This window comes from Candidatus Merdisoma sp. HCP28S3_D10 (genome assembly GCF_052065835.1).
GTDB lineage: Bacteria > Bacillota > Clostridia > Lachnospirales > Lachnospiraceae > Laedolimicola.
In genome coordinates, this window is the sequence record NZ_JBQHTG010000002.1 from 73,420 (window position 1) to 96,899 (window position 23,480).

Sequence of the window (23,480 nt, forward strand, 5' to 3'; positions counted from 1 at the left end):
AATGAAACAGTATGGCGTAAATGAACTTCGAAGAATGTTCTTGGAATTTTTTGAGAGCAAGGGACATCTGGCAATGAAGAGCTTTTCTCTTGTACCTCATAATGACAACAGTCTTCTGCTGATTAACTCTGGTATGGCTCCGCTGAAGCCGTATTTCACCGGCGCGGAGATTCCGCCCCGCCGCAGAGTGACCACCTGTCAGAAATGTATCCGTACAGGCGATATTGAAAATGTAGGAAAGACCGCCCGTCACGGCACCTTCTTTGAGATGCTGGGCAACTTCTCCTTCGGCGATTACTTCAAGGACGAGGCGATTCACTGGACCTGGGAGTTCCTGACCGAGGTGGTGGGACTGGACAAGGATCGTCTGTATCCGTCCGTTTACCTGGAGGACGACGAGGCGTTCAACATCTGGAATAAGGAAATCGGGATTCCGGCAGAGCGGATCTTCCGCTTCGGCAAGGAGGATAACTTTTGGGAGCACGGCGCAGGTCCCTGCGGCCCCTGCTCTGAGGTCTACTATGACAGAGGCGAGAAGTATGGCTGCGGCAAGCCGGGCTGTACCGTAGGCTGCGACTGCGACCGCTATATGGAGATCTGGAACAACGTATTTACCCAGTTTGACAATGACGGCCACAACAACTACACCGAGCTGAAGCAGAAGAACATTGATACCGGTATGGGTCTGGAGCGTCTGGCAAGCGTGGTGCAGGACGTGGATTCCATCTTTGACGTGGACACCGTAAGAGCGCTCCGGGATAAGGTCTGCGAGCTGGCTCACACCGAATACAAGAAGGACGAACAGAAGGACGTATCGATCCGTCTGATTACCGACCATATCCGTTCCGCTACCTTTATGATTTCCGACGGTATCATGCCCACCAATGAGGGCCGGGGCTATGTACTGCGCCGTCTGATCCGCCGGGCGGCCCGCCACGGACGTCTTCTGGGTATCGAGGGCAAGTTCCTGGCGCACTTAAGCGAGACCGTCATCGAGGGATCCAAGGACGGATATCCGGAGCTGGACGAGAAGAGAGAGTTTATCTTCAAGGTTCTCGACCAGGAGGAAGAGAAATTCAACAAGACCATCGACCAGGGCTTAAGCATTCTGGCAGAGATGGAAGCAGAGATGGAAGCAAAGGGCGAGAAGGTGCTTTCCGGTGAGAATACCTTCAAGCTGTATGATACCTATGGCTTCCCGGTAGACCTGACCAAGGAGATCCTGGAGGAAAAGGGACTTTCCGTAGATGAGAAGGGCTTCCAGGCAGCCATGGAGGAGCAGCGTGTCAAGGCAAGAGAGGCCCGCGCAGTGACCAACTACATGGGAGCCGACGCTACCGTGTACGATCAGATCGATCCGAAGGTGACTTCTGCCTTTGTAGGCTATGACAGCCTGACCGCAGAGTCCGAGATTACCGTACTGACCACCGACAGCGAGCTGACAGAGGCGCTGACTGACGGCCAGAGCGGAACCATTTTCGTAAAGGAGACCCCGTTCTACGCTACCATGGGCGGTCAGCAGGGTGATACCGGTGTGATCCGTTCCGAGAACGGCGAGTTCGAGGTACAGGATACCATCAAGCTCCGCGGCGGCAAGATTGGCCATGTGGGACGCGTAACGAAGGGTATGTTCAAGGCAGCCGATCGGGTAACCCTGGAGGTGGCAGCGAAGAAGCATGCGGATACCTGCAAGAACCACAGCGCGACCCATCTGCTGCAGAAGGCGCTGAAGACGGTACTGGGCAGCCATGTAGAGCAGAAGGGCTCTCTGGTTACACCGGATCGTCTCCGCTTTGACTTCTCTCATTTCGAGGCTATGACGCCGGAGGAGATCGAGAAGGTAGAGGCGCTGGTAAATCAGGAAATCCAGGCGGCGCTTCCAGTTGTGACGGACGTTATGGATATCGAAGAAGCGAAGAAGACCGGAGCGATGGCTCTGTTCGGCGAGAAGTACGAAGAGAAGGTACGCGTGGTATCTATGGGCGACTTCTCCAAGGAGCTTTGCGGCGGTACCCATGTGGCGAACACCTCTCAGATCATGGTATTCAAGATTGTATCCGAGGCAGGTATCGCGGCAGGCGTGCGCCGTATCGAGGCGCTGACCGGTGACGGCGTATTTGCTTATTATAAGAATGTGGAGGAGCAGCTTCAGGAGGCAGCTAAGACAGCCAAGACTACTCCGGCAAACTTAAATGAAAAGATTGAGCATCTGCTGGCAGAGATCAAAGAGCTGCACAGCGAGAACGAGGCTCTGAAGAGCAAGGCGGCAAAGGATGCCCTGGGCGACGTAATGGATCAGGTGAAAGACATAAACGGCGTCAAGGTACTGGCAGCCAAGCTGGAGGGCGTAGATATGAACGGTCTTAGGGATCTGGGCGATCAGCTGAAGGAAAAGCTGGGCGAGGGCGTTGTGGTACTGGCCAGCGCTACAGACGGCAAGGTCAGCCTGATGGCTACCGCAACCGACGGCGCGCAGAAGAAGGGCGCTCACGCAGGCAACCTGATTAAGGCTATCGCAGGTCTTGTAGGCGGTGGCGGCGGCGGACGTCCCGGCATGGCACAGGCCGGCGGCAAGAATCCGGCGGGTATCGACGAGGCCATTGCAAAGGCAGCTGAGGTGGCAGCCGAGCAGATCAAATAAATAACATAACGGTGTATGAAAAAGCGGGAGAAGGCGACTTCTTCCGCTTTTTGGTTCTTTTCCATAGAAGCTGCGACATATATTGTCCTAAGAGGTGAGGACATGCAGAATGGAAAAACCATAGAGGAACTGGAAAAAATCCTGGCGCTGCCCGTGCGGGAGACGGTTCAAAAAGCCCATTTGGAGATTGGAAAGCTGCAGGAAATCCGGCTGGGAGCGGGACGCCCCCTGACGCTCTGGTACCGTGGAAGGGAAATGTTCCTGACAGAAGAGGGGCGGGAGACGCTGGAATGGCACCGGGCCAGAATGGTAACGGAGCAGGAGGTCCGGGAAACACTGGAATTTGCCGGAAACTATTCCCTGTACGCTTATGAAGACGAGATTCGTCAGGGCTATCTGACCCTGCCCGGAGGCCATCGGATCGGTGTGGCGGGAAGGGTGGTTACGGAGGAAGGCCGGGTGAAGACTCTGCGCCACATCAGCAGTCTGAATATTCGTGTGGCCCATGAGGTCAGAGGATGCGCGGACGGGGTGCTGCCCTGGCTGTACGGGCCGGAGGGTCTTTTGCATACGCTGCTTCTGTCCCCGCCCCGCTGCGGAAAGACTACACTTTTGCGGGATCTGATCCGTCAGATTTCCGACGGAAAGGTGGGAATGCGGGGGCTCCGGGTGGGAGTGGTGGACGAACGGAGTGAAATCTGCGGCTGCCATCTGGGGATACCGGGAAATGATGTGGGACTTCGGACGGATATCCTGGACGGCTGCCCCAAAGCAGAAGGGATGCTGATGCTGGTGCGCTCCATGGCTCCGGAGGTCCTTGCCGTAGATGAGATCGGAGGCGCTGCCGATGTGGCGGCCCTGGAGACAGCGCTGTTCTGCGGCTGCCGGATTCTGGCCACGGTACATGGGACAGATCTTGGAGATCTTCAGCAGAAGCCGCTGTTCGCGCGTCTTTTGCAGGAGGAGATCTTTGAACGCTTTGTGGTGCTGGACGCCAGACACGGGCCGGGAACGGTGCGCAAGATTTTGGATGGAAAGGGGAAGGTGCTTTGCTCAAGCTGACAGGAGCCTGTCTGATTCTCTGCTCGGCGGCCGGAATTGGGGCAAGCTTTGGCCGGGATCTGCGCCTCAGGCTTAGGGAGCTTCGGATTCTGAAGCGGCTGATCTATATGCTGCAGGGGGAGATCCGTTATGCCAGACTGCCCCTGCCGGAGGCGTTTTCCCATGTTTCAGTACGGCTGCCGGAGCCCTTTGGACTGTTCCTGGCAGAAACGGCAGATGAGCTTCGGAAAGCAGACGGAAGAAGCCTGGGGGAAATCTGGAGGGACGAGGTAGAGAGACGCCTGAAGCCCGCGCACCTGACCCGGAACGACCGGGAGCAGCTTACGACACTGGGAGAGGTGCTGGGGTATCTGGATACGGAAATGCAGCTTTCTGCCATAGGACTTTATCAGGAGCAGCTGGAACAGGGGATTGCGGAGGCACAGGAACAGATGGAAGGCAGGCAGAAGCTGTATCAGAGCCTGGGGATCGCGGGCGGCGTCTTCCTGGTGATTCTTCTGCTTTGATGGGAAACAGGAGGAGCTATGGGTGTGAACCTCATTTTTAAGATTGCGGCAGTGGGCATTCTGGTGTCGGTTATCTGCCAGGTGCTCAAGCACAGCGGGCGGGAGGAGCAGGCCTTTCTCACCAGCCTGGCCGGGCTGGTACTGGTGCTGTTCTGGATTCTGCCTTATATATTCGAGCTGTTTGATACCATGAAGCAGCTGTTTGCCCTGTGAGGAGGTGGAGACCATGTTTCAGGCGGTGATGATCGGCATAACCGGCGTCTTCCTGGCTTTATTTCTGAAACAGATGAAGCCGGAGTACGCGGCGTTCGCCAGCGTCGGCACAGGACTTCTGCTGCTTTTGATGGCAGCGGAGCGCCTTTCCCTGGTTGTGGAAAATATCCGGCTGCTGCAGGACGCCATTTCCATTCAGAGCGCCTATATCCAGGCGCTGCTGAAAATCATCGGCATTACCTATATATCGGAATTTGCGGCGGACATCTGCCGGGACGCCGGGTATTCGGCGGTGGCGGGACAGATCGGCGTGGTGGCGAAGCTGTCTGTTCTGGCGGTGAGCATGCCCATTGTAAACGCGCTGCTTCAGACGGTGCAGGGCTTTCTGGGAGGGTAATCATGGAAACTTTCGCTCTGGAACAGCTGGATTTTTCGGAAATTCAGGAGGCTGTGGATGAGATTCTGCGACAGGGCTTTTCCTTTCAGGATACGGTGCTTGCGCTCCTGTCCGGGGAGCAGCCCTTTACGCTGGAGGGCTTCCTGGGGAGTGTGTGGCTGGAGGCAGGGCAGAACCTGGCGCAGGAAAAGCAGCTGTTTCTGTCGATTCTGGTGCTGGGGATTGCGGCAGCCCTGCTTACCAATGTTACCGGCGTATTTCAAAGCGATCAGATTGGGGAGATTAGCTTTGAAATGACCTATCTGCTGCTGTTCCTGCTTCTACTCCGGGTGTTCGAGGGAGCGGCGGAGCTGGCGGGGCAGGTCCTGGCAGGCGTCCTGCAATTCATGCAGGCTCTGCTTCCGGCCTGGTGCCTGTCTGTGACGCTGGCGGCAGGGGGCACGACGGCGCTGGTTTTCTATCAGTTTTTGCTGGGCCTTATCTATCTGCTGGACTGGCTTATGGGAGAAGCGATGCTGCCGGTGCTGAAATGGTACATGGTCCTGGTTTTTGTCAATCATCTGACGAAGGAGGAATACCTCTCCCAGCTGACGGAGCTTACGGGGAAGGCGGCGGGCTGGATCATGAAATCCTTGCTTGGCCTGGTCGTGGGCTTCCACGCGGTCCAGGGAATGGTTACGCCTGCTGTGGACGCCCTGAAGGGCACGGCCTTTACCCGGGCGGCCCGGCTTCTGCCCGGTATCGGCAACGCAGCGGGCGGCGTAGCCGAGCTTTTGCTGGGCTCCGCGGTTCTTCTGAAAAACGGCATAGGGGCGGCTGCGGTACTGGTGCTGGGCCTGCTCTGTCTGGGGCCTCTGCTAAAGCTGGGAATGCTGACGCTGCTTCTGAAGGGGACGGCGGCGCTGCTCCAGCCGGTCTGCGATAAGCGCTTTGTGGGCTGCGTGTCCGGCGCGGGCGAGGGCGTGCGTCTCCTGCTTCAGGCGGTTTTTACGGTGACGGTGCTTTTTGTGATTACGATTGTGGCCGTGACGCTGTCGGTGCGGCTGTGAGGGGGGAGTATGAAGGAATTTCTGGACGGCTGGGTGCGGGACATTGCGTTTTATACTATCCTGATGACGGTGCTGCTCCACCTGCTTCCGGGAGAGAGCCAGAGAAAATATGTCCGCTTTTTCCTGGGCGTTGTACTGATGCTGGTGGTGCTGTCTCCTGTTTTGAAGCTTTCGGGCGTGGCAGAGGAGCTTGATAAGGCTTACGCAGCCCAGACCTATGACGAGGAATTGCAGGCTTTTATCAGGCGGCAGGAGGAGCTGGAACAGCGGCTGCAGGAAGGAGAGGAACCTTATGGAATCCCGGATATCAAAGTGGAAATCGGAGTGGAAGAAGCATGGGAGGGTGCCGAAGAAGGAACAGCTGGCGGTGCTTCTTCTCTTTGGAATTCTTCTGGTGGTGATAGCGCTTCCCGTATCCACGACAGAGGAAAAGAAGGAAACGATTGAGGAGAAAAAAGAGACGGCGGAAGCGGCGGAGATCACCTACGAGCGGCAGCTGGAGGAGAGACTGGCTTCTATTTTAAGCCAGGTGGCCGGAGCCGGCCGGGTGCGCGTGATGGTGACGCTGGAATCGAAGGGGGAACGGATTGTGGAGAAGGATACGCCGGAAACCCGGAAGACCGTGGAGGAGACAGACGCGGCCGGAGGCAGCCGCAGCACCAGCGAACAGGAATGGGGAGAGGAGACAGTCTATTATGAGGCCGGGAGCGGAGAAAAAAGCCCTTATGTGGTAAAGGAGCTGGAGCCCTCCCTGGAGGGAGTCCTGGTGCTGGCAGAGGGCGGCGGAAGCCCGGTGGTAAGGCAGGAGCTTCTGGAGGCGGTGCAGGCATTATTTTCCATCGAGGCACATAAAATAAAAATAATGAAGTTGGAGGGTGCAAAGTGAAAAACATATTTAAAAAGAACCAGATGATTATCACAGCCCTGGCGATTATGATTGCGGTAGCCGGATATCTGAATTATTCCGGAAGCAAGCTGGAGGGAGCTAAGGTGAAAACGGGAGCCGGCGGGGAAACGGCGGAAGAGGCTTCCGCCGCGGAGGATATTTCCGCAGAGGATCTGTACGCCCAGACCGGTCTGGAGGAGCTGCAGTTTGAGGACGGGGATATCGCCGGCCTGGATCCGGACGGGGAGGCGTTGGCAGATGTGGAGGAGGGCGAGGAGCCCGGTGAGGCGGTTCTGGCCAGCTCGTCAGCGGGAACCGGATTCGCGGCGGAGGCAAAGGTCACAAGAGAACAGCTGCGCTCCAAAAACAAGGCAACCCTTCTGGATGTAATCAACAATACCCAGGTTTCCGAGGCCCAGAAGCAGGAGGCTGTGGATAGTATGGTGGAGCTGACGGATATCGCGGAAAAGGAAGCGGCGGCAGAGCTTCTCCTGTCTGCCAAGGGCTTTGAGGACGTGGTGGTCAGCATTACCAACGGTCAGGCCGACGTGGTGGTAAATATGGAAAATGTGGACGATGCGGGCCGGGCCCAGATTGAGGATATTGTGAAGCGGAAAACCGGGATTGCGGGGGAGAATATTGTAATTACACCGACGGCCAGGGCGGAGTAAAGAGCGGACTTTACAGAAACGACATTTTTTTGTATAATTTAATGTACAATGTTATAAAAAAGCTGAAAACATAACAAAAACGGGCAGTTCGTAACGGGAACTGCCCTAAAACAGTTTCCTACAGAAGAGAGAAGAGAAGCATGGCAAACTTAAATACGAGACAGATTAAATGTTTGGAACTCTTATTGAATGAACAGGATTTTCGTTCCGCAAAATATCTGGCGGAAAAACTTCAGGTGTCGGATAAAACAATTTTACAGGACATTAAGGCGATTCAGGAATACCTGGATCCTTTTCACGTGACTTTGATTCGAAAGACGGGAAGCGGGATCTATCTTCCGGAAAAGGTCAGGGGAAATCAGGGGATTTTGAATGGCCTTCGAAACTGTGAAGATACAGAAGGGCCGGTTCCGGCGGAGTTCCGAAGAAAAGAAATGATCAAGCGCCTTCTTCTGATGGACGAAAGCAGCCTGTCCATTCAGAAGCTTTCGGATGAATTTTATGTGAGCCGGGCCAGTATCGTGAACGATTTTAAAGCGGTGGAAAACTGGGTGGCAGATTATGGCCTGGAACTGGTCAGCAGCCGGAAGGGCAGAAGCCTGACGGGGTCGGAAAAAGGAGTCCGTCACGCTGTTGCAGCCTGGGTGAGGGAAAACGATCCGTCGAAAAATACAGAGCTTACCCCGGGTGAATACATGCAGTCGGGGGAAGAAGGAACCCGCTTTATTCATACGGGCTTCTTTACAGAGGAAGAAGTAGCTCTGTCGGGAGAAGTGATGCAATATCTGGAGCAGCAATGCGGTCATGCGGTTACGGAACCATATTACAGCTATCTCAGGGATCACATTCTGATTTGCGCATCCAGGACCCGCAGAGGACATTTTATCGAATGGGACGAACAGAGATTTTTGAAAATTCAGCCGGCGCTTATGAAGCTGGCCAGAGAGTTACTGGAAATTATCCGTCGGCACTGGCAGGTAGAAGAACGGGAAAGCTGTTATCTGTACCGGTATCTGGTGTCTTCCGACGTTTTGCCCGGAAAACAGGAAAGCTTGGGAAAACCTCTGCAGCTTTGCATGGAGGAAACCGATATGGCGCCGGTTCTGGTAAAGGAACTGAGCAAATATATGTTAAAAGCGCTGAGAATTACAGTGGAACCGGATTCCCGACTGCTGGAAGGCCTGGTTCAGCATATGCGTCCTTTGTTGAACCGGGTAAAATATGATATTCGGATTCAGAGCCGGATTCTGGAAGATATGGAAGAAAATTACGGCGAGCTCCTGGGGCTGTGTCAGGCAGTTCTCTGGTGTATCTGTAAAAAATACGGAATAAAAGAAATCAGTATAAAAGAGGTTTCTTATATTGCGATTTATTATCAGGTCATGCTGGAAGAAAAGCGCATGGAGAAAAAGATTCTGGTGGTTTCCAACAGTGGCTTCGGAACGACCCAGCTTCTGGTGACAAAGCTGCATCAGTATTTCCCGACCTATCAAATTGTGGACGTGGTATCTATGATTCAACTAGAAAAGCTGCAGCAGATGGAAGAACTGGATTTTATTATCTCAACCGTACCGTTGAAGAATGTTACATTTCCATGCATCCAGGTATCCGGCGTTCTGTCGGACGCGGATATCCGGAATATTCAGGACACGATTGCAGCCAGCTGGCTGGAGTCGGATTTTTCGCTGGAACGGCTGGAAAAGCAGTTTGATGAAGGAAAGTTTGAATTGTATACCGTGGATCAGGTGAAAGATAATTTTTTCCGGGGGAATATGCCTTATCAGGGAAAACGTCTGTCATGGGGACATTGTCTGCAGGTTGCTATGGGTATCAACGCGGACGAGAGAACCTATGTATATCGGAGAGAAAATGAAACAGAGATCTGGCACCTGGCCAGCTATGCCCGTACCTATGACGGGCTGCTGGAGCAGCTGGCAGAGTCCTATCAGATTCTCTGCAGTTCAAAAGGTCGTGAAAGAGTGGAAAAATGCTATCAGACGGAGGATTTGCGCCAGATATTTCTTTGAATTTTACAACATGGTTCCGCCGGAACAGTCAAGAATAGCGCCGATGATTTGGCGGGAACGGGGAGAGCAGAGGAAGGCTGCTATGTTTCCTATGTCTTCTGGAGTTGCCCAGCCAATTCGCAGTTCCTTTTCTTTGGCTTTACATTTGGGGGAATCCGGATCCTGATAGTAATTGCTGAGTACATAACCCGGAACAATGGCATTAACAAAGATACCGTCATCAATGAGATCATTTGCCATACGCTGTGTCATGGTTGCAATAGCTCCCTTGGCAGTGGCGTATGGTATTTTGTTGTGGCTGGTGCTGTGAAACGCTGCCTTGGCAGAGATATTTACAATATGTCCGCCATGGCCGGAGCGTTTGCATTCCCGTACAAAAGCCTGAGACACGGTAAATACCTGAGTAAGACAACCGTCCATGCAGGTCTGCCACTGGGAAAGGGAAAGCTGTTCCAGGGGAATGTTTTTTGGATCTCCACCGGCAGCATTGTTGACGAGAATATCCAAGGTGGGGAAAAAGGAAAGCGCTTCCCGGTAAAAGCGTTCGATCTCGTCTGAAAGGGTAAGATCAGCATGAATCGCCTTCACCTGAACGCCATACTGTTCTGTGAGATCCCGGGTAAATGCCAGGGCTCCTTCGGTATCGGAGCGGTAGGCCAGTGCCAGGTGTACGCCTTCTGAAGCCAGAATCCGGGCAATCCCGGCTCCAATCCCTTTGGTTCCGCCTGTAATTACTGCAATTTTATCTCTGATCTGCAAATCCATGTTTATAAGCTCCTTTCAAAAAATTAAACTCATTATAAATCATATATATTACACCTGCAAGAGCTGTTCGTTAAAGTGCATAAAATATGAAAAGAATAACTGTGAATCATAGTCAACACGCATAATACTTCCGCATCGATACGGAAGCGTTTTGGTATTTTGTGATGGAAAGTAACGTGCTATAGTATAGTTAACGTCAGGGAAAGCCAGAGAGCGGAACTGACATAAGGTGCAAAAAGATGTAATGACAGAAACAGAAAGGAGATACATCAAAATGAAGGTTGTGGCGATTACAGGCGAGCGTCAGGTTGAGGTACGTGAAGTAAAGAAACCTGCGCTTGGAAAAAATCAGATTTTAATGAAGGTGAACGGATGCGCACTCTGCACTTGGGAGCAGCGTATGTATTCCGGAGTTATCAAGTATATTACACCGCCTTTTGTTGGCGGACATGAGGTTGCAGGTGAAATTGCAGAGCTTGGAGAGGGCGTAGATCCGAAGGCATATCCGATTGGAAAGAAGATTGTAGCAAATCTGATTAAGAAGCCCTGCGGAAAATGTTATTTCTGCCGTCATGGTATGGAGAACCTCTGCAAGATGGCAGATGATATTGATGACGGATATGAAATTCCGGGAACTGCAGGCCTGGGTGAATATATCAAGCTGAATCTGGATCAGGTATATTTCATGCCGGATGATATTCCCACAGAGAAGGCAGTATTTGCAGAACCGCTTGGCTGCGTTATCCAGAGTATCAACCAGACTACGATCAATCTGGGCGATAATGTGGTGGTTATCGGCGGCGGTATCATGGGGCAGCTCCATGTGATGTGCGCAAAGGCAAGAGGCGCTTATGTAATTATGAGCGAGATTGATCCGGAGAGAAGAAAGCTTGCAGAGGAGCTGGGCTGCGATTTGACCTTCAACCCCATGGAGGAAGACGCGGTACAGTTTGTAAAGGATCACACCGATGGAATGGGAGCGGAAGCGGTATTCAACACTACAGCAGTGGCAGCTGTTGCAGAGCAGGCTATTAAAATGACTGCTCCGGGAGGAACCGTTGTAATGTACAGTTCCGTTCATGCCGGTAAAGAGGTTCCGCTGGATGTAGGATACGTTCACAGCAAGGGCGTAAGAATCACAGGAACCAAGAGCCCCAGCGTCCGCTCTTTTACAGAATCTGTAAATTGTCTGAGAAAGGGTATTATCGACCCGTCCAGACTGGTCAGTGGCGTATTTACACCGGAGCAGTGTAAGGAAGCATTTGAAACAGCGCTCCGTCCGGATACCTTCCGTTGCATCATTGAGTATAAGTAAGAAAATACAGGACAGATATTCAGAAATAAGGAGGAAAACATCATATGTTAGCAAATATCAGAGACATCTTAACCAGAGCGAAAGCAGAAAATTACTGTGTTCCGGCACTTGGAATCGGCAATGAAATCAACTTTATGGCATGCCTTGAGGCGGCGGAGGAGAAGCGCTCCCCGGTTATCATGCTCTTTATGTATGGAAAAAATGATATTATGCGGTTTGGAAAATGGGCGCGCGAGCAGGCAGCACAGGCCAGTGTTCCGGTATCAATTATCCTGGATCACGGCGCAGAGTATGAGCATGCTATCTGGGCGATTCACGCAGGTTTTACAGACATTATGGTAGACCGATCCAAGCTCCCGTTTGAGGAAAACGCGGCGCAGGTAAAGGAACTGACCAGAATCGCACATGCATGCGGTATGGGCGTTGAGGCAGAACTGGGACATGTGGCAATGGGAGACGAAAGCGTATTTACCCGTCCGGATGAGGCAAAGAGATTTGTGGAGGAGACAGGCGTAGACGCACTGGCAGTAGCAATAGGAACAGCCCATGGCGCGTATAAGGATACGCCGCAGCTGCAGTTTGAACTCCTGGAAGAGCTTCGTGATGCCGTACCGGTACCCCTGGTTCTTCACGGCGGATCCGGCACAGGCGACGAGAATCTGAAAAAGGCCTGCAGTATGGGAATTAATAAGCTGAATGTTGCGTATGAGCTGTATACAGGAGCAATTGACAGCTATAAGAATTATAAGGAATCACTTCCGGAAAACTTCAGAAGCTGGGCGCCGTATGATCTGTATGAGAAGCTGGGAGCCGGAGCAAAGGCAGTGGCAGAGCACCATATGGATTTATGCGGATCCACAGGAAAGGCATAAGAAAGGAGGAAAAATATGAGAAACGTTGTCCTGGCAAGAATCGATGAAAGATTACTCCACGGACAAGTCTGTACCAAGTGGATGCAGGCGACCCATGCAAACGTAATCGTGCTTGCAGACGATGATCTGGTAAATGATAAATTTACCTGTAAGATTTTCATGGGAATGAAGCCGGCAGGAACGGAACTGCAGATTTTAACGGTGGATCAGGCGATTGCGTATCTGAAGGAAGAGTCGCCGGAAAATGAGAAGGTAATGCTTCTTACGAAATGTGCCCAGAGTTTTCTGCGCATGAATGAAGCGGGAGTCGTATATGACAGAATCATCTGCGGCTCTGCGGCAGTCAGCGGAAATAAATATGGAAAACGGAAGAAGCTGATTCGGGATCTGTTCGCAAGTGACAGCGAGAAGGATGCTATGCGGGCGCTGATCGGCAGGGGAGTGACAATGGTATACCAGCTGGCTATTGATAATGCGCCGGTAGACCTGGAAAAATTACTGAAGTGAAAAAAACAGGATATGTAATGTTACAAGGAGGGTACAAGTTATGACACTATTTCAGGCATTTCTGTGCGGTGTGATTTACTGGATAGGCAACAATTCATTCGCACGGGGCTACTTTGTATTCAGCAAACCATTGGTTGCAGGCTTCCTGGTAGGCTTGGTGTTCGGAAAACCGCTGGAAGGAGCTATGATTGGCGCACAGATTAACATGATTTATCTGGGATGGATTGGAGCCGGCGGAGCTTCACCGGCAGACCCCTGCGCGGCAGGCGTTTTGAGTACTGCATTTGTTCTGGCAACAGGGCTTGATATGGATGCGGCCCTGGTTCTGGCAGTTCCGGTTGGACTGGTAGCTATCGCGCTGTATACCATGCTGATGACAGTTCTGGCTGCATGCGGACATTTGGCTCAGAAATTTATCGACGACGGAAAAATTAATTCTCTGTGGATTCCGGCATGGCTGCTTCCGCTGATTATTACCTTTATCGGATATGGCATTCCCTGTATGCTTTGCGCATATTTTGGTTCCGATCTGGTTTACGCGCTGGCAGATGTGCTGAACGGCAAGATTCTGACCGTCGTATCACTTATCGGCGGCATGCTTCCGGCAGTTGGTATTGCAATCAACCTTTCCTTCATCTTCAAGGATGAGGCACGTATCTGGCTTCTGGTAGGCTTTATTGCAGCAGCGTACTTAAGCCTGGGGCTGATTCCGATTGCGATGATTGGTTTTGTAGGCGCGGTTCTTTATTTCTATCGCACGAAGACGGAGGTGGCATAAATGGCTGAGGTAGTAAAGGTTTCAAAAAGCGCACAGAAAAAGTCCATTTTAAACTGGTTTTTATCCTGTGCTGTAGGCGGCAACTATGAGTTTATGCATGGCGTTGGATTTATGTACTCTATGGTTCCGGTTGTAAAGGAATTGTATCCGAATGATGTTGAGAAGCAGAAAGAGACCCTGACCCGTCATCTGACCTTCTTAAATACAGAGCCGGAGGTAGGTACGGTTATTCATGGCGTAACAATTGCGATGGAGGAGCAGGTGGCAGCGGGAGCAGACTGCGACGCTGACCAGATTGTAGGCCTGAAATCTGCGTTGATGGGACCGTTGGCAGGTATTGGTGATTCCCTGATTCAGGGTATTATCATTCCGATTGTCCTGGCCCTGTGTATTGACCTGACCAACAACGGACTGGTTCTTGGACCGATTATTTACGCGGTTGCAATGTATGCCATTATGATTGGCTGCATGTGGGCATGCTTCAAACTTGGTTATAATAAGGGCGGTGACGCCATCGTTGATGTGATGGCAGCAGGAACCCTGGATAAGATCATGAATGCAGCCGGTATCGTAGGATGCTGCGTTATGGGTGGTCTGATTGTAAATTACGTCAATCTGCAGTGCGCGTTGAATTTTACCATCAGCGGTACAGAGTTCAATATTCAGACAGCTCTGTTTGACGCTATTTGCCCGAAGATTCTTCCTCTTCTGCTGACACTGGCCTGCGTAAAGGCACTGCGCAGTGGAAAGAAGTCCATTCACATTATTCTGGCAATGGTAGTATTTGCAATCATTTTTGGCCTGCTTGGCGTATTCAGCGCGTAAGCCGGGTGTGGTTACCACAATCTGACGGATATGTGTGACGGAGAGATGGCTGCCAGGGGGCATACTCCGGCAGCCATTTTTGAAAATTGGCTGTAAAAGATGGTTTGAAAACGGAAACAGGAGGCGGGCATGAATTTTCTGAAAAAGATGGGAGAGACATTGCTGAAACCCCATTCGGACGTCGAACAGACAAAGACGGACGTCCGGGAAAAGTTCGATGAGGTAGATGAGGAAAAGGATCTCCAAAAGGGAATGTCATTGCTTTCCTTTTACCGGCAGCGCTGCATCCGCGGAAATATCAGAAGCTTTCAGATTTTCTTGGACGGCGGTATGGCAGCGAAAATTGATATGGAGAAGCAGTGTCATCTGCTTTGTGAGCCGGGATTTCATAAAATCTATATCAAACTGGACACCATGAAAAGCCAGATTTTAAATGTAAAGACAGAACCGGATACAAGGTACTTTTTTGAGATTGCCTGTACCATGGAAGAAGGTCTGATTCTGAGGCAGTTGGAATGGAAAAGCAGAGAGACAGAGGAGGCGTAAACATGGAACTTCGTTCAGAAAATGAATGCTGGAGTATTCCGGCGCCTGATATGGAGCCCTCTTCTTTGACGGCAGAGGGCATGTTGGAACTGGAGGCGGATTTTTCCGGTGGTAAAATTGTAAAATACATTCGAGATGTGGAGTTCGCCTGTGTGGACGGCGTATCTTTGAAGCTGCAGTTGCTGCTTCCTTCCATGGCGTCGGAAGAGGAAAAGCGTCCTCTGATACTTTTTATTCGTGGTTCGGCGTGGCAGAAACAGAGTGTGGTTCCGGGAATTCCTCAGCTGGTGGAAATAGCGCGACGCGGTTTCCTCGTGGCCAGTGTAGAATATCGTCCTGCGCCGGGGTATCATTTCCCGGTACAGTCCGATGATGGCTGGAGAGCCCTGGAATTTCTTCTGGAACATGCGGATGAGCTGGGATGGGATACAGGAAAGCTGGCAGCCTGGGGCAGCTCTTCTGGAGCCCATACGGCGCTTCTGATGGCGATGATGCCGGAATACCGGAAAAGGCAGCTGCGAATCGGGGCAGTGGTGGATTATTACGGACCGGCATGGCTTCCCGCTATGATTGATTATCATGGGACTTCTACAAAACATCTGGACGAGCTTTTAGGCGTTCCGGTAAAGGAGCATCTGGAACTGGCAGAGAAAGCCAGTCCGGTCAGTTATCTGGATGGCGATGTTCCGGCGGTACTGCTGATGCATGGGGATAAGGATAAAAGCTGCAGCTTCGAGCAGAGTGTGATTCTCTACCGTAAGATGCGGGAGGCCGGAAAGGATGCAGTCATGTACAGGATGCACAATGCGGCTCACGGCGGTTCCCCTTTCTGGACGCCGGCGGTTATGGATATCGTGGAAGCGTTTCTGCGTGACAGACTGAACTGGAAAAAAGTGTAAGGAGAAGCCTATGGAGAGAAAAAAGTTTCGGCCTTTCCAAAAATTGCGAAGCAGGAATCAGGAAGGCAATGTGCTGGGCTGGCAGTATGAGATGGTTTACCTCGGCGGAGATCCGCACAATCCGGAGCAGGCAATTGTTCATGTACGCGTATTGGAAAAGGCTATTGTGCTCCGGGCGGCTGACGGAAAAGAAGAAACTTTCTGCTCTGTGATGATTCCTTACAGTCTGATAAAAGATATAAAAATTGTAGAACAGGAATCAGGCCGGGAAAGGGCGATTGGCGAAAAGGGAAAAATAGGTGACGTCTATGAGCAGGTGCTTCTGTCCTATCAGGACGGGGAAACACTTTGTACCCTGAAACTGCAGATGTCTATGGCTGCAGATATTTACCAGAATTCAAAATTATGCAAAAATATGCAGGAATATGTAAGGAGACATTTGTAATGGTAAAAGTAATCTTAGTTTCCCATGGCGGCATGGCGAAGGGAATGGTAGAAAGTACTACAATGTTGATTGGAGACCAGCCGGATCTGGAGTATATAACCTTTGAACCGGGAGAAGGACCGGATGATTTAACTGCGAAGGTAGAAAAGAGACTGAAAGAGATTCTGGAAACGGGAGACGCTATTGTTATGACAGATCTTCCCAATGGAACCCCGTTTAATTGCGTAAGCAGACTGATGGAGCATTATAAATTCCGTCATCTGACCGGAATGAATCTTCCAATGGTTATCGATGTGGTAAGCCAGCTGGGAGAGGACGCGGATGCGGACGAGCTTTGCAAGGGAACTATGGAGCCGTCGAAAGAGGCAATCATTGATGTAAATGCGTGGATGAAAGAGCTGGGAATTCTGGAATAAATTCCGGCCGGAGTATGAGGTGATTATTATGAATAATTTCTATGATTCACAGAAAACAAATGTAATTTTCGGAAAAGATACCCATAAGACAGTGGGAGAAGAAATAAAGAAATATGGCAACAAGTGCCTGATTGTGCATGATGGCGGAAGCTATCTGACCCGGATTCTGGAGGAGGTACGCGCCTCTCTGGATGCCAATGGCATTTCCTATTATGAAGTGGGAGACGTAAAGCCCAATCCCCGTTTGAGCTATTGCAAAGAGTGCATTGAAAAGGTTCACCAGGATCCGGTTGATTTTATCCTGGCAGTAGGCGGCGGTTCTGTCATGGATACCGCAAAGTTTATCGCTGTACAGGCAAATATGGAGGAAAGTCTTTTTGTCAACCGGGAAATCTTTACACCGGCTCCGGTCATTCCCCATGGCGTTATCTCTACGCTGGGCGGAACCGGAAGCGAGCAGTCCCTGTGCGCGATGATTGTAGACGACAGTCTGGAAATTCCGGAAAAGGTAGGCCTTTACAACCTGGGCTTCTTCTTTGATTTTGCAATTATCAATCCGGAGTTCGCGTATACGCTGCCTCCGAAAATGATGGCCTGCGGCGCTATGGATATCATGTCCCACTGTTGGGAGGTATATTTTGCGCCCATCAACGGAAACGAGATTATGGAGGGATATTTTGAGGCTATCGTAAAAGCTGTCCTGAAAGAAGGCCTGGTGGCAAAGGAAGATCCGACTAATTATGACGCCAGGGCAAACCTGAATCTGGCAGCTATTATGGCCATGTCTAATACAAAGCCTGCGGCAGGAGAGATGGGAGATTGGATTTGCCATCATATGGAAAACCCGATTACAGTCACTTTTAAGAAAACTCATGGTGAAATCCTTTCTATTATTACAGACGCCTGGGTAAAATACGCATGGAAGAACAATCCGGCCAAATTCGTACGCTGGGCTGTAAATTGTATGGGCGCGCGTCTTTATGACAACCAGGAGGATACCGTAATGGAAGGCCTCCGCAATCTGGAGGACTGGCAGAAACGTATGGGACTGCCTACCAGACTCAGCGATATTGGCATTCAAGCAGAGGATTGCAGAATCTGCGCAGAGAATGCCATGAAGATTTCCGGTACCGGAAAGGCAGGCGCTTACTCCGGATATGACGTAGATATGGTTATGGACGTGTACCGGCTTGCTGAGTAATAAAGATAACAACACCGAATGAATTGCCATGATTGATACAACTCGACAGAAAGGCCGCGGTTTTCGGAAATTTTCCGGAATCGCGGTTTTTCTGCTTCGGGAAGTGGTTTGCAAGTTGACGAATGAAAAAAAGTTCGGTATGATAAACAGGATTACAAGAGAAGAAAAGAGGGAAAAAATGGCAGGATCGGTTTTTGGCAAACATTTTACTATTTCCACCTGGGGAGAGTCCCATGGAAAAGGAGTCGGAGTTGTAATAGACGGCTGTCCGGCAGGGCTGCCTTTAAGTGAAGCAGATATTCAGGAGTATCTGGATCGGAGAAAACCGGGACAGTCCCAGTATACGACCAGCAGAACAGAGGGGGATCGGGCTGAGATTCTGTCCGGCGTTTTTGAAGGAAAGACCACGGGTACGCCCATTTCCATTCTGGTGGCCAATACCTCCCAGCGCTCACAGGATTACAGCGAGATTGCTTCTTATTACCGTCCGGGACATGCAGATTATACCTTTGATATGAAATACGGCTTCCGGGATTACCGGGGCGGCGGACGCTCCTCCGGACGGGAAACCATCGGCCGCGTGGCAGCAGGCGCTGTGGCGGCAAAGATTCTGAAAGAGCTGGGAATCCGGGTGTGCGCCTATACCAGATCAATTGGCCCGGTAGAGATAGAGGATAAGCAGTTTGACCCGGCAGAGATACAGAACAATTCTTTTTATATGCCGGATAAAGCGGCGGCAGAAAGAGCAGCTGTTTATACGGCACAGTGTATGGAAGAACAGGATTCGACAGGCGGTGTGGTGGAGTGCGTGGTAGACGGCATGCCGGCCGGTGTGGGGGAACCCTGCTTTGAGAAGCTGGATGCGAATCTGGCAAAAGCTATTCTGTCCATTGGGGCAGTTAAGGGGTTTGAGATAGGAAGCGGCTTTGGCGCAGCAAAATTACGCGGAAAGCAGAATAATGACGTATTTGTAAATCATGGAAAGGGAATAGAAAAGGAAACCAACCATGCAGGCGGAACACTGGGAGGGATCAGTGACGGAAGCCAGATCGTAATTCGCGCGGCGGTAAAGCCGACTTCCTCAATTGCGGCTCAGCAGCATACGGTGAATCAAAAGGGAGAGAATATTCAGATCAGCGTTAAAGGCCGTCACGATCCGGTGATTGTGCCCCGGGCCGTGGTGGTGGTAGAGGCCATGACAGCCCTGACCCTGGTAGATGCGCTCTTTGAAGGCATGAGCGCAAGGATGGATCAGGTACGAAAGATTTGGGGACGATAAGATGAGACAGAAATATGTAATCGCAGGTTCGGGAGCGACAGGTGGCAGTATCGGAGCTTTTCTGGCGTTGGACGGAGCAGATGTGACATTCCTGGCCCGGGGAGCGCAGCTTGCGGCCTTCCGGGAAAAAGGAATCACCATGAAGGGGACGGCGAAAGGGGATTTTCATGTATTTCCCATTAAGGCCATGACCATGGATGAATATACGGAGACGCCGGATGTAATCTTTGTCTGTGTGAAGGATTATTCCCTGGAGGATGCCATTACCCTGGCGGATCGTGTAGGAAATGCGGATACGGTAGTGATACCGATTCTCAACATCTACGGTACCGGCGAGCGGATGCAGAGAGCCCTGCCGGATATGACTGTGACCGACGGCTGTATCTATGTAGCAGCGACCGTTTCGGCGCCGGGAGAGATTACCCATGGCGGCGATATTTTCCGGGTGGTATATGGTCTGAGACCGGGACAGAAGGTCAGCGGGACGACGCTTCGGAAGCTGGCCCGGACCAAGGCGGATTTGGACGGGGCCGGCATGGACGGTGCTTATACGGATCAGGTGAAGCTGGATACCTTCCAGAAATTTATGTATACCAGCCCTATGGCGGCGGCAGGCGAGTATTTCCATGCCCAGGCAGGAGTATTCCAGCAGCAGGGTGAACCGCGGGAGACATTCATTGCTATGGATCGGGAGCTGGAACAGCTGGGAATCGCCATGGGCCTTGCGTTTCAGGAGGATGTGGTAAAACGGAACCTGCAGATTCTGGACGATTTGAGTCCGGAGGCTGGAACCTCCATGCAGCGGGATATCGCGAAGGGCCACGCCTCGGAGATTCGCGGCCTGGTGTACGCGGTAGAGGATATGGCGGCAGAGTACCATGTGGAGATGCCTGTGTACCATAAGGTGATTGAAGAATTAAAAAAGAGAGGATTGTAATTATAAGTAACAGGCTGAAGCACTTGCTGCTGAAGCCGTAAGAATATGATTCAGGCGTGAACAGATTCCATTCGCGAAGCGAATTTTCATGAATCTGTGAATGGAATTATGAAGGAACTGAATAATTACAGAGGTTTGAAATAAGTATGTATAAAATATTGAAGAAAGACGGCCGCGCCAAGCGTGCCGAATTTACAACCGTACACGGTACGGTGCAGACGCCGGTGTTCATGAACGTGGGAACCGTGGCGGCCATTAAGGGTGCGGTAGCCACCTCCGATCTGGAGCAGATCGGAACCCAGATCGAACTTTCCAACACCTATCATCTTCATGTGAGACCGGGCGACGAGGTGGTGAAGAAGCTTGGCGGACTTCACAAATTTATGTCCTGGGACAAGCCGATTCTGACAGATTCCGGCGGATTTCAGGTATTTTCCCTGTCCTCCTTACGCAAAATAAAGGAAGAGGGCGTATATTTTAACTCCCATATTGACGGACGGAAGATTTTCATGGGACCGGAGGAGAGTATGCAGATTCAGTCCAATCTGGCTTCCACCATTGCCATGGCCTTCGACGAGTGCGCTCCGGCCCTGGCAGAGCGGGATTATGTGGAGAAATCCGTAGCCCGCACCACCCGCTGGCTTGCCCGCTGTAAGGCGGAAATGCAGCGGCTGAACAGCCTTCCGGACACCATCAATCAGAACCAGCTGCTGTTTGGAATCAACCAGGGAGCGATTTATGAGGATATCCGGATTGAGCATGCCAAGGAGATTTCCCAGATGGATCTGGACGGCTACGCCATCGGCGGGCTGGCAGTAGGCGAGTCCCATGAGGATATGTACCGGATCATTGAGGCAGTGACGCCGTATCTTCCCGAGGACAAGCCCACCTATCTGATGGGTGTGGGAACGCCGGCCAATATCCTGGAGGCGGTAGACCGGGGCGTGGACTTCTTCGACTGTGTATATCCCAGCCGTAACGGACGCCATGGACATCTCTACACCAACCTGGGTAAGATTAATCTGTTCAACGCGAAGTACGAGCTGGACGACCGGCCCATCGAGGAGGGCTGCCAGTGTCCGGCCTGCCGCCGCTACAGCAGGGCCTATATCCGTCATCTGTTAAAGGCGAAGGAGATGCTGGGCATGCGCCTCTGCGTCCTTCATAACCTGTATTTCTACAATACCATGATGACTGAGATCCGGGACGCTATTGACCGGGGCGAATACCAGGCCTACAAGAAGCGGAAGCTGGACGGCCTGATGAACGGCCAGTCATAAAATCAGCAGAAAATCACAGAAAATACAGCCGGAATACTTGACCGGAGATCGGGAAGTATGCTAGTATAATAGAAGCGCCCGCAGATAAAAGATGAGGACGGGCATATTTCAGGAGGAATGAACATGAATTTACTTGCAACAGGCAATGCAGCAATGGGATGGGGAACCATAATCCTTTATGTAGTAGTAATCGGAGCATTTATGTATTTTGCGGCTATCCGTCCGCAGAAGAAGGAGCAGAAGCGTGTGAACGCCATGCTTTCCACGATGGAGGTTGGCGACGCAGTTGTGACAACCAGCGGATTTTACGGCGTAATTATTGACATCACAGAGGACGATGTTATCGTAGAGTTCGGCAGCAACCGTAACTGCAGAATTCCGATGAAGAAGGCAGCTATCGCAGAGGTGGAGAAGAGCAATGAGTAAGAAACCGACAGTATTAATGATTCTTGACGGCTATGGCCTCAATGAGAACCCGGAGGGCAATGCCATCGCTATGGCGAAGACTCCGGTGATGGACGGCCTGATGAAGGACTATCCCTTTGTAAAGGGCAATGCCAGCGGACTGGCGGTAGGACTTCCGGACGGACAGATGGGCAACTCAGAGGTTGGCCATATGAATATGGGTGCGGGACGTATCGTATATCAGGAGCTGACCCGTATCACAAAGGAGATCCAGGATGGAGACTTCTTTGAAAATGAGGCGCTGGTGAAGGCTGTGGAGAACGCGAAGGCAAAGGACTCCGCGCTGCACCTGTTCGGACTGGTATCCGACGGCGGCGTACACAGCCACAATACCCATATCTACGGACTGCTGGAGCTGGCAAAGCGCCACAGTCTTAAAAAGGTCTATGTACACTGCTTTCTGGACGGACGTGACACACCGCCCACCTCAGGAAAGGATTTTGTACAGGAGCTGACAGACAAGATGCAGGAGATCGGTGTCGGAGAAGTGGCTTCCGTTATGGGACGTTACTACGCGATGGACCGTGATAACCGCTGGGATCGGGTAGAGAAGGCTTACAACGCCCTGACAAAGGGAGAGGGCAACGAGGCGGCTGACGGCGTCAGCGCTATCGCGGCTTCCTACGCAGAGGGTGTGAACGATGAATTTGTTCTTCCGGCAGTGGTAAAGAAGGACGGCAAGCCAGTGGCTGTCATTCAGGACGGCGATTCCGTGATCTTCTTCAACTTCCGCCCGGACCGCGCAAGAGAGATTTCCAGAGCGTTCTGCTGTGATGATTTTACAGGCTTCCCCCGGGAGAAGCGTCTGGATCTGACCTATGTATGCTTTACGGAATATGACGCGACGATTCCCAATAAGCTGGTAGCCTTCCATAAGGTAGAGCTTCACAACACCTTTGGAGAGTATCTGGCAGCCCACGATATGACGCAGGTACGTATCGCCGAGACAGAGAAGTACGCGCATGTAACCTTCTTCTTCAACGGCGGCGTGGAAGAGCCCAACAAGGGCGAGGATCGGATTCTGGTGAAGTCCCCGAAGGTGGCAACCTACGATCTGCAGCCTGAGATGAGCGCGCCGGCTGTCTGCGACAAGTTGGTTGAGGCGATCAAGTCTGATAAGTATGATGTGATTATCATTAACTTCGCGAACCCGGATATGGTAGGTCATACCGGTGTGATTCCGGCGGCAGTGCAGGCGATCGAGACGGTAGACGGCTGTGTGGGACGTGCCGTAGAGGCGCTGAAAGAGGCAGGCGGACAGATGTTTATCTGCGCAGACCACGGCAACGCCGAGATGATGATTGACTATAAGACAGGCGAGCCCTGGACAGCACATACCACCAATCCGGTTCCGTTTATTCTGGTAAACGCAGATCCGGCATACGGTTTGAGAGAGAATGGCTGTCTGGCAGATATCATTCCGACGCTCATCGAGCTGATGGGAATGGAGCAGCCGAAAGAGATGACCGGCAAATCTCTGCTGGTTAAGGAGGTTTAA

The 23,480-nt window shown here is 51.7% G+C and carries 26 protein-coding genes; 25 read left to right on the forward strand and 1 reads right to left on the reverse strand.

What is annotated here, in order from left to right; all coding sequences use genetic code 11:
• The first annotated feature begins 1 nt into the window (after position 1).
• From alaS to ACTNCH_RS05475, 10 genes are all read left to right on the forward strand, one after another.
• Positions 2-2,641 (forward strand): alanine--tRNA ligase, encoded by a 2,640-nt coding sequence (alaS, locus tag ACTNCH_RS05430; RefSeq protein WP_441016363.1) that lies wholly within the window; start codon positions 2-4, stop codon positions 2,639-2,641.
• Between the two features lie 102 nt (positions 2,642-2,743).
• The gene (gene spoIIIAA, locus ACTNCH_RS05435; RefSeq protein ID WP_441016366.1) at positions 2,744-3,703 is read left to right on the forward strand and encodes a stage III sporulation protein AA; all 960 of its coding nucleotides are present in this window, start codon (positions 2,744-2,746) and stop codon (positions 3,701-3,703) included.
• On the forward strand, positions 3,691-4,209 hold the full coding sequence (locus ACTNCH_RS05440; RefSeq protein WP_441016369.1) for a stage III sporulation protein AB: 519 nt from the start codon (positions 3,691-3,693) through the stop codon (positions 4,207-4,209). Before spoIIIAA ends, ACTNCH_RS05440 begins: the two co-directional genes overlap by 13 nt.
• An 18-nt stretch (positions 4,210-4,227) precedes the next feature.
• Positions 4,228-4,422, forward strand: coding sequence for a stage III sporulation protein AC (gene spoIIIAC / locus ACTNCH_RS05445; protein WP_441016372.1), 195 nt, complete (start codon positions 4,228-4,230; stop codon positions 4,420-4,422).
• A gap of 13 nt (positions 4,423-4,435) precedes the next feature.
• A complete protein-coding gene (locus ACTNCH_RS05450) occupies positions 4,436-4,819 on the forward strand; it encodes a SpoIIIAC/SpoIIIAD family protein (protein ID WP_441016375.1) in 384 nt (127 codons plus the stop codon).
• A 2-nt stretch (positions 4,820-4,821) separates the two neighbouring features.
• The gene (locus tag ACTNCH_RS05455) at positions 4,822-5,868 is read left to right on the forward strand and encodes a stage III sporulation protein AE (RefSeq protein WP_441016378.1); all 1,047 of its coding nucleotides are present in this window, start codon (positions 4,822-4,824) and stop codon (positions 5,866-5,868) included.
• 9 nt (positions 5,869-5,877) lie between these two features.
• Positions 5,878-6,315, forward strand: coding sequence for a stage III sporulation protein AF (locus tag ACTNCH_RS05460; protein WP_441016381.1), 438 nt, complete (start codon positions 5,878-5,880; stop codon positions 6,313-6,315).
• Complete coding sequence (locus ACTNCH_RS05465; RefSeq protein ID WP_441016384.1) at positions 6,212-6,754, forward strand: stage III sporulation protein AG; 543 nt, start codon at positions 6,212-6,214, stop codon at positions 6,752-6,754. Before ACTNCH_RS05460 ends, ACTNCH_RS05465 begins: the two co-directional genes overlap by 104 nt.
• Positions 6,751-7,425: a SpoIIIAH-like family protein gene (locus ACTNCH_RS05470; protein ID WP_441016387.1), complete on the forward strand. Its 675-nt coding sequence runs from the start codon at positions 6,751-6,753 to the stop codon at positions 7,423-7,425. Before ACTNCH_RS05465 ends, ACTNCH_RS05470 begins: the two co-directional genes overlap by 4 nt.
• Positions 7,426-7,565: 140 nt before the next feature.
• Positions 7,566-9,452 carry a BglG family transcription antiterminator gene (locus tag ACTNCH_RS05475; protein ID WP_441016390.1) on the forward strand — a complete coding sequence of 629 codons (1,887 nt, stop codon included), beginning with the start codon at positions 7,566-7,568 and terminating at the stop codon, positions 9,450-9,452.
• A gap of 3 nt (positions 9,453-9,455) precedes the next feature.
• Here the strand turns inward: ACTNCH_RS05475 and ACTNCH_RS05480 are convergent, their stop codons facing one another.
• Positions 9,456-10,217 carry an SDR family NAD(P)-dependent oxidoreductase gene (locus ACTNCH_RS05480; RefSeq protein WP_441016393.1) on the reverse strand — a complete coding sequence of 254 codons (762 nt, stop codon included), beginning with the start codon at positions 10,215-10,217 and terminating at the stop codon, positions 9,456-9,458.
• A gap of 274 nt (positions 10,218-10,491) precedes the next feature.
• Between ACTNCH_RS05480 and ACTNCH_RS05485 the strand changes: the two genes are divergently transcribed.
• The 15 genes from ACTNCH_RS05485 to gpmI all read left to right on the forward strand — a co-directional run bounded on the left by ACTNCH_RS05485 (position 10,492) and on the right by gpmI (position 23,480).
• A complete protein-coding gene (locus tag ACTNCH_RS05485) occupies positions 10,492-11,532 on the forward strand; it encodes a zinc-dependent alcohol dehydrogenase (RefSeq protein WP_441016396.1) in 1,041 nt (346 codons plus the stop codon).
• A 44-nt stretch (positions 11,533-11,576) separates the two neighbouring features.
• On the forward strand, positions 11,577-12,404 hold the full coding sequence (locus tag ACTNCH_RS05490) for a class II fructose-bisphosphate aldolase (protein ID WP_441016399.1): 828 nt from the start codon (positions 11,577-11,579) through the stop codon (positions 12,402-12,404).
• A gap of 15 nt (positions 12,405-12,419) precedes the next feature.
• Entirely contained in the window at positions 12,420-12,911 is a 492-nt protein-coding gene (locus tag ACTNCH_RS05495) for a PTS system mannose/fructose/N-acetylgalactosamine-transporter subunit IIB (RefSeq protein WP_441016402.1), read from the forward strand.
• Positions 12,912-12,951: 40 nt separating this feature from the next.
• Positions 12,952-13,689 carry a PTS mannose/fructose/sorbose/N-acetylgalactosamine transporter subunit IIC gene (locus tag ACTNCH_RS05500; protein ID WP_441016405.1) on the forward strand — a complete coding sequence of 246 codons (738 nt, stop codon included), beginning with the start codon at positions 12,952-12,954 and terminating at the stop codon, positions 13,687-13,689.
• Positions 13,690-14,514 (forward strand): PTS system mannose/fructose/sorbose family transporter subunit IID, encoded by an 825-nt coding sequence (locus ACTNCH_RS05505; RefSeq protein ID WP_441016408.1) that lies wholly within the window; start codon positions 13,690-13,692, stop codon positions 14,512-14,514.
• 129 nt (positions 14,515-14,643) lie between these two features.
• A complete protein-coding gene (locus ACTNCH_RS05510; protein WP_441016411.1) occupies positions 14,644-15,060 on the forward strand; it encodes a hypothetical protein in 417 nt (138 codons plus the stop codon).
• Between the two features lie 2 nt (positions 15,061-15,062).
• Positions 15,063-15,959, forward strand: coding sequence for an alpha/beta hydrolase fold domain-containing protein (locus ACTNCH_RS05515; RefSeq protein ID WP_441016414.1), 897 nt, complete (start codon positions 15,063-15,065; stop codon positions 15,957-15,959).
• A 10-nt stretch (positions 15,960-15,969) separates the two neighbouring features.
• Complete coding sequence (locus ACTNCH_RS05520) at positions 15,970-16,404, forward strand: hypothetical protein (RefSeq protein ID WP_441016417.1); 435 nt, start codon at positions 15,970-15,972, stop codon at positions 16,402-16,404.
• Positions 16,404-16,820 (forward strand): PTS sugar transporter subunit IIA, encoded by a 417-nt coding sequence (locus tag ACTNCH_RS05525; protein WP_441016420.1) that lies wholly within the window; start codon positions 16,404-16,406, stop codon positions 16,818-16,820. The genes ACTNCH_RS05520 and ACTNCH_RS05525 overlap by 1 nt, the downstream gene beginning before the upstream one ends.
• Positions 16,821-16,848: 28 nt before the next feature.
• Positions 16,849-18,021: an iron-containing alcohol dehydrogenase gene (locus ACTNCH_RS05530; RefSeq protein ID WP_441016423.1), complete on the forward strand. Its 1,173-nt coding sequence runs from the start codon at positions 16,849-16,851 to the stop codon at positions 18,019-18,021.
• A gap of 178 nt (positions 18,022-18,199) precedes the next feature.
• Positions 18,200-19,300, forward strand: coding sequence for a chorismate synthase (aroC, locus tag ACTNCH_RS05535; RefSeq protein ID WP_441016426.1), 1,101 nt, complete (start codon positions 18,200-18,202; stop codon positions 19,298-19,300).
• A 1-nt stretch (position 19,301) separates the two neighbouring features.
• The gene (locus ACTNCH_RS05540) at positions 19,302-20,237 is read left to right on the forward strand and encodes a ketopantoate reductase family protein (RefSeq protein ID WP_441016429.1); all 936 of its coding nucleotides are present in this window, start codon (positions 19,302-19,304) and stop codon (positions 20,235-20,237) included.
• 146 nt (positions 20,238-20,383) lie between these two features.
• Positions 20,384-21,517 carry a tRNA guanosine(34) transglycosylase Tgt gene (gene tgt / locus ACTNCH_RS05545; protein ID WP_178039375.1) on the forward strand — a complete coding sequence of 378 codons (1,134 nt, stop codon included), beginning with the start codon at positions 20,384-20,386 and terminating at the stop codon, positions 21,515-21,517.
• Between the two features lie 123 nt (positions 21,518-21,640).
• Complete coding sequence (yajC, locus tag ACTNCH_RS05550) at positions 21,641-21,943, forward strand: preprotein translocase subunit YajC (protein WP_441016433.1); 303 nt, start codon at positions 21,641-21,643, stop codon at positions 21,941-21,943.
• Entirely contained in the window at positions 21,936-23,480 is a 1,545-nt protein-coding gene (gene gpmI / locus ACTNCH_RS05555) for a 2,3-bisphosphoglycerate-independent phosphoglycerate mutase (protein WP_441016436.1), read from the forward strand. Before yajC ends, gpmI begins: the two co-directional genes overlap by 8 nt.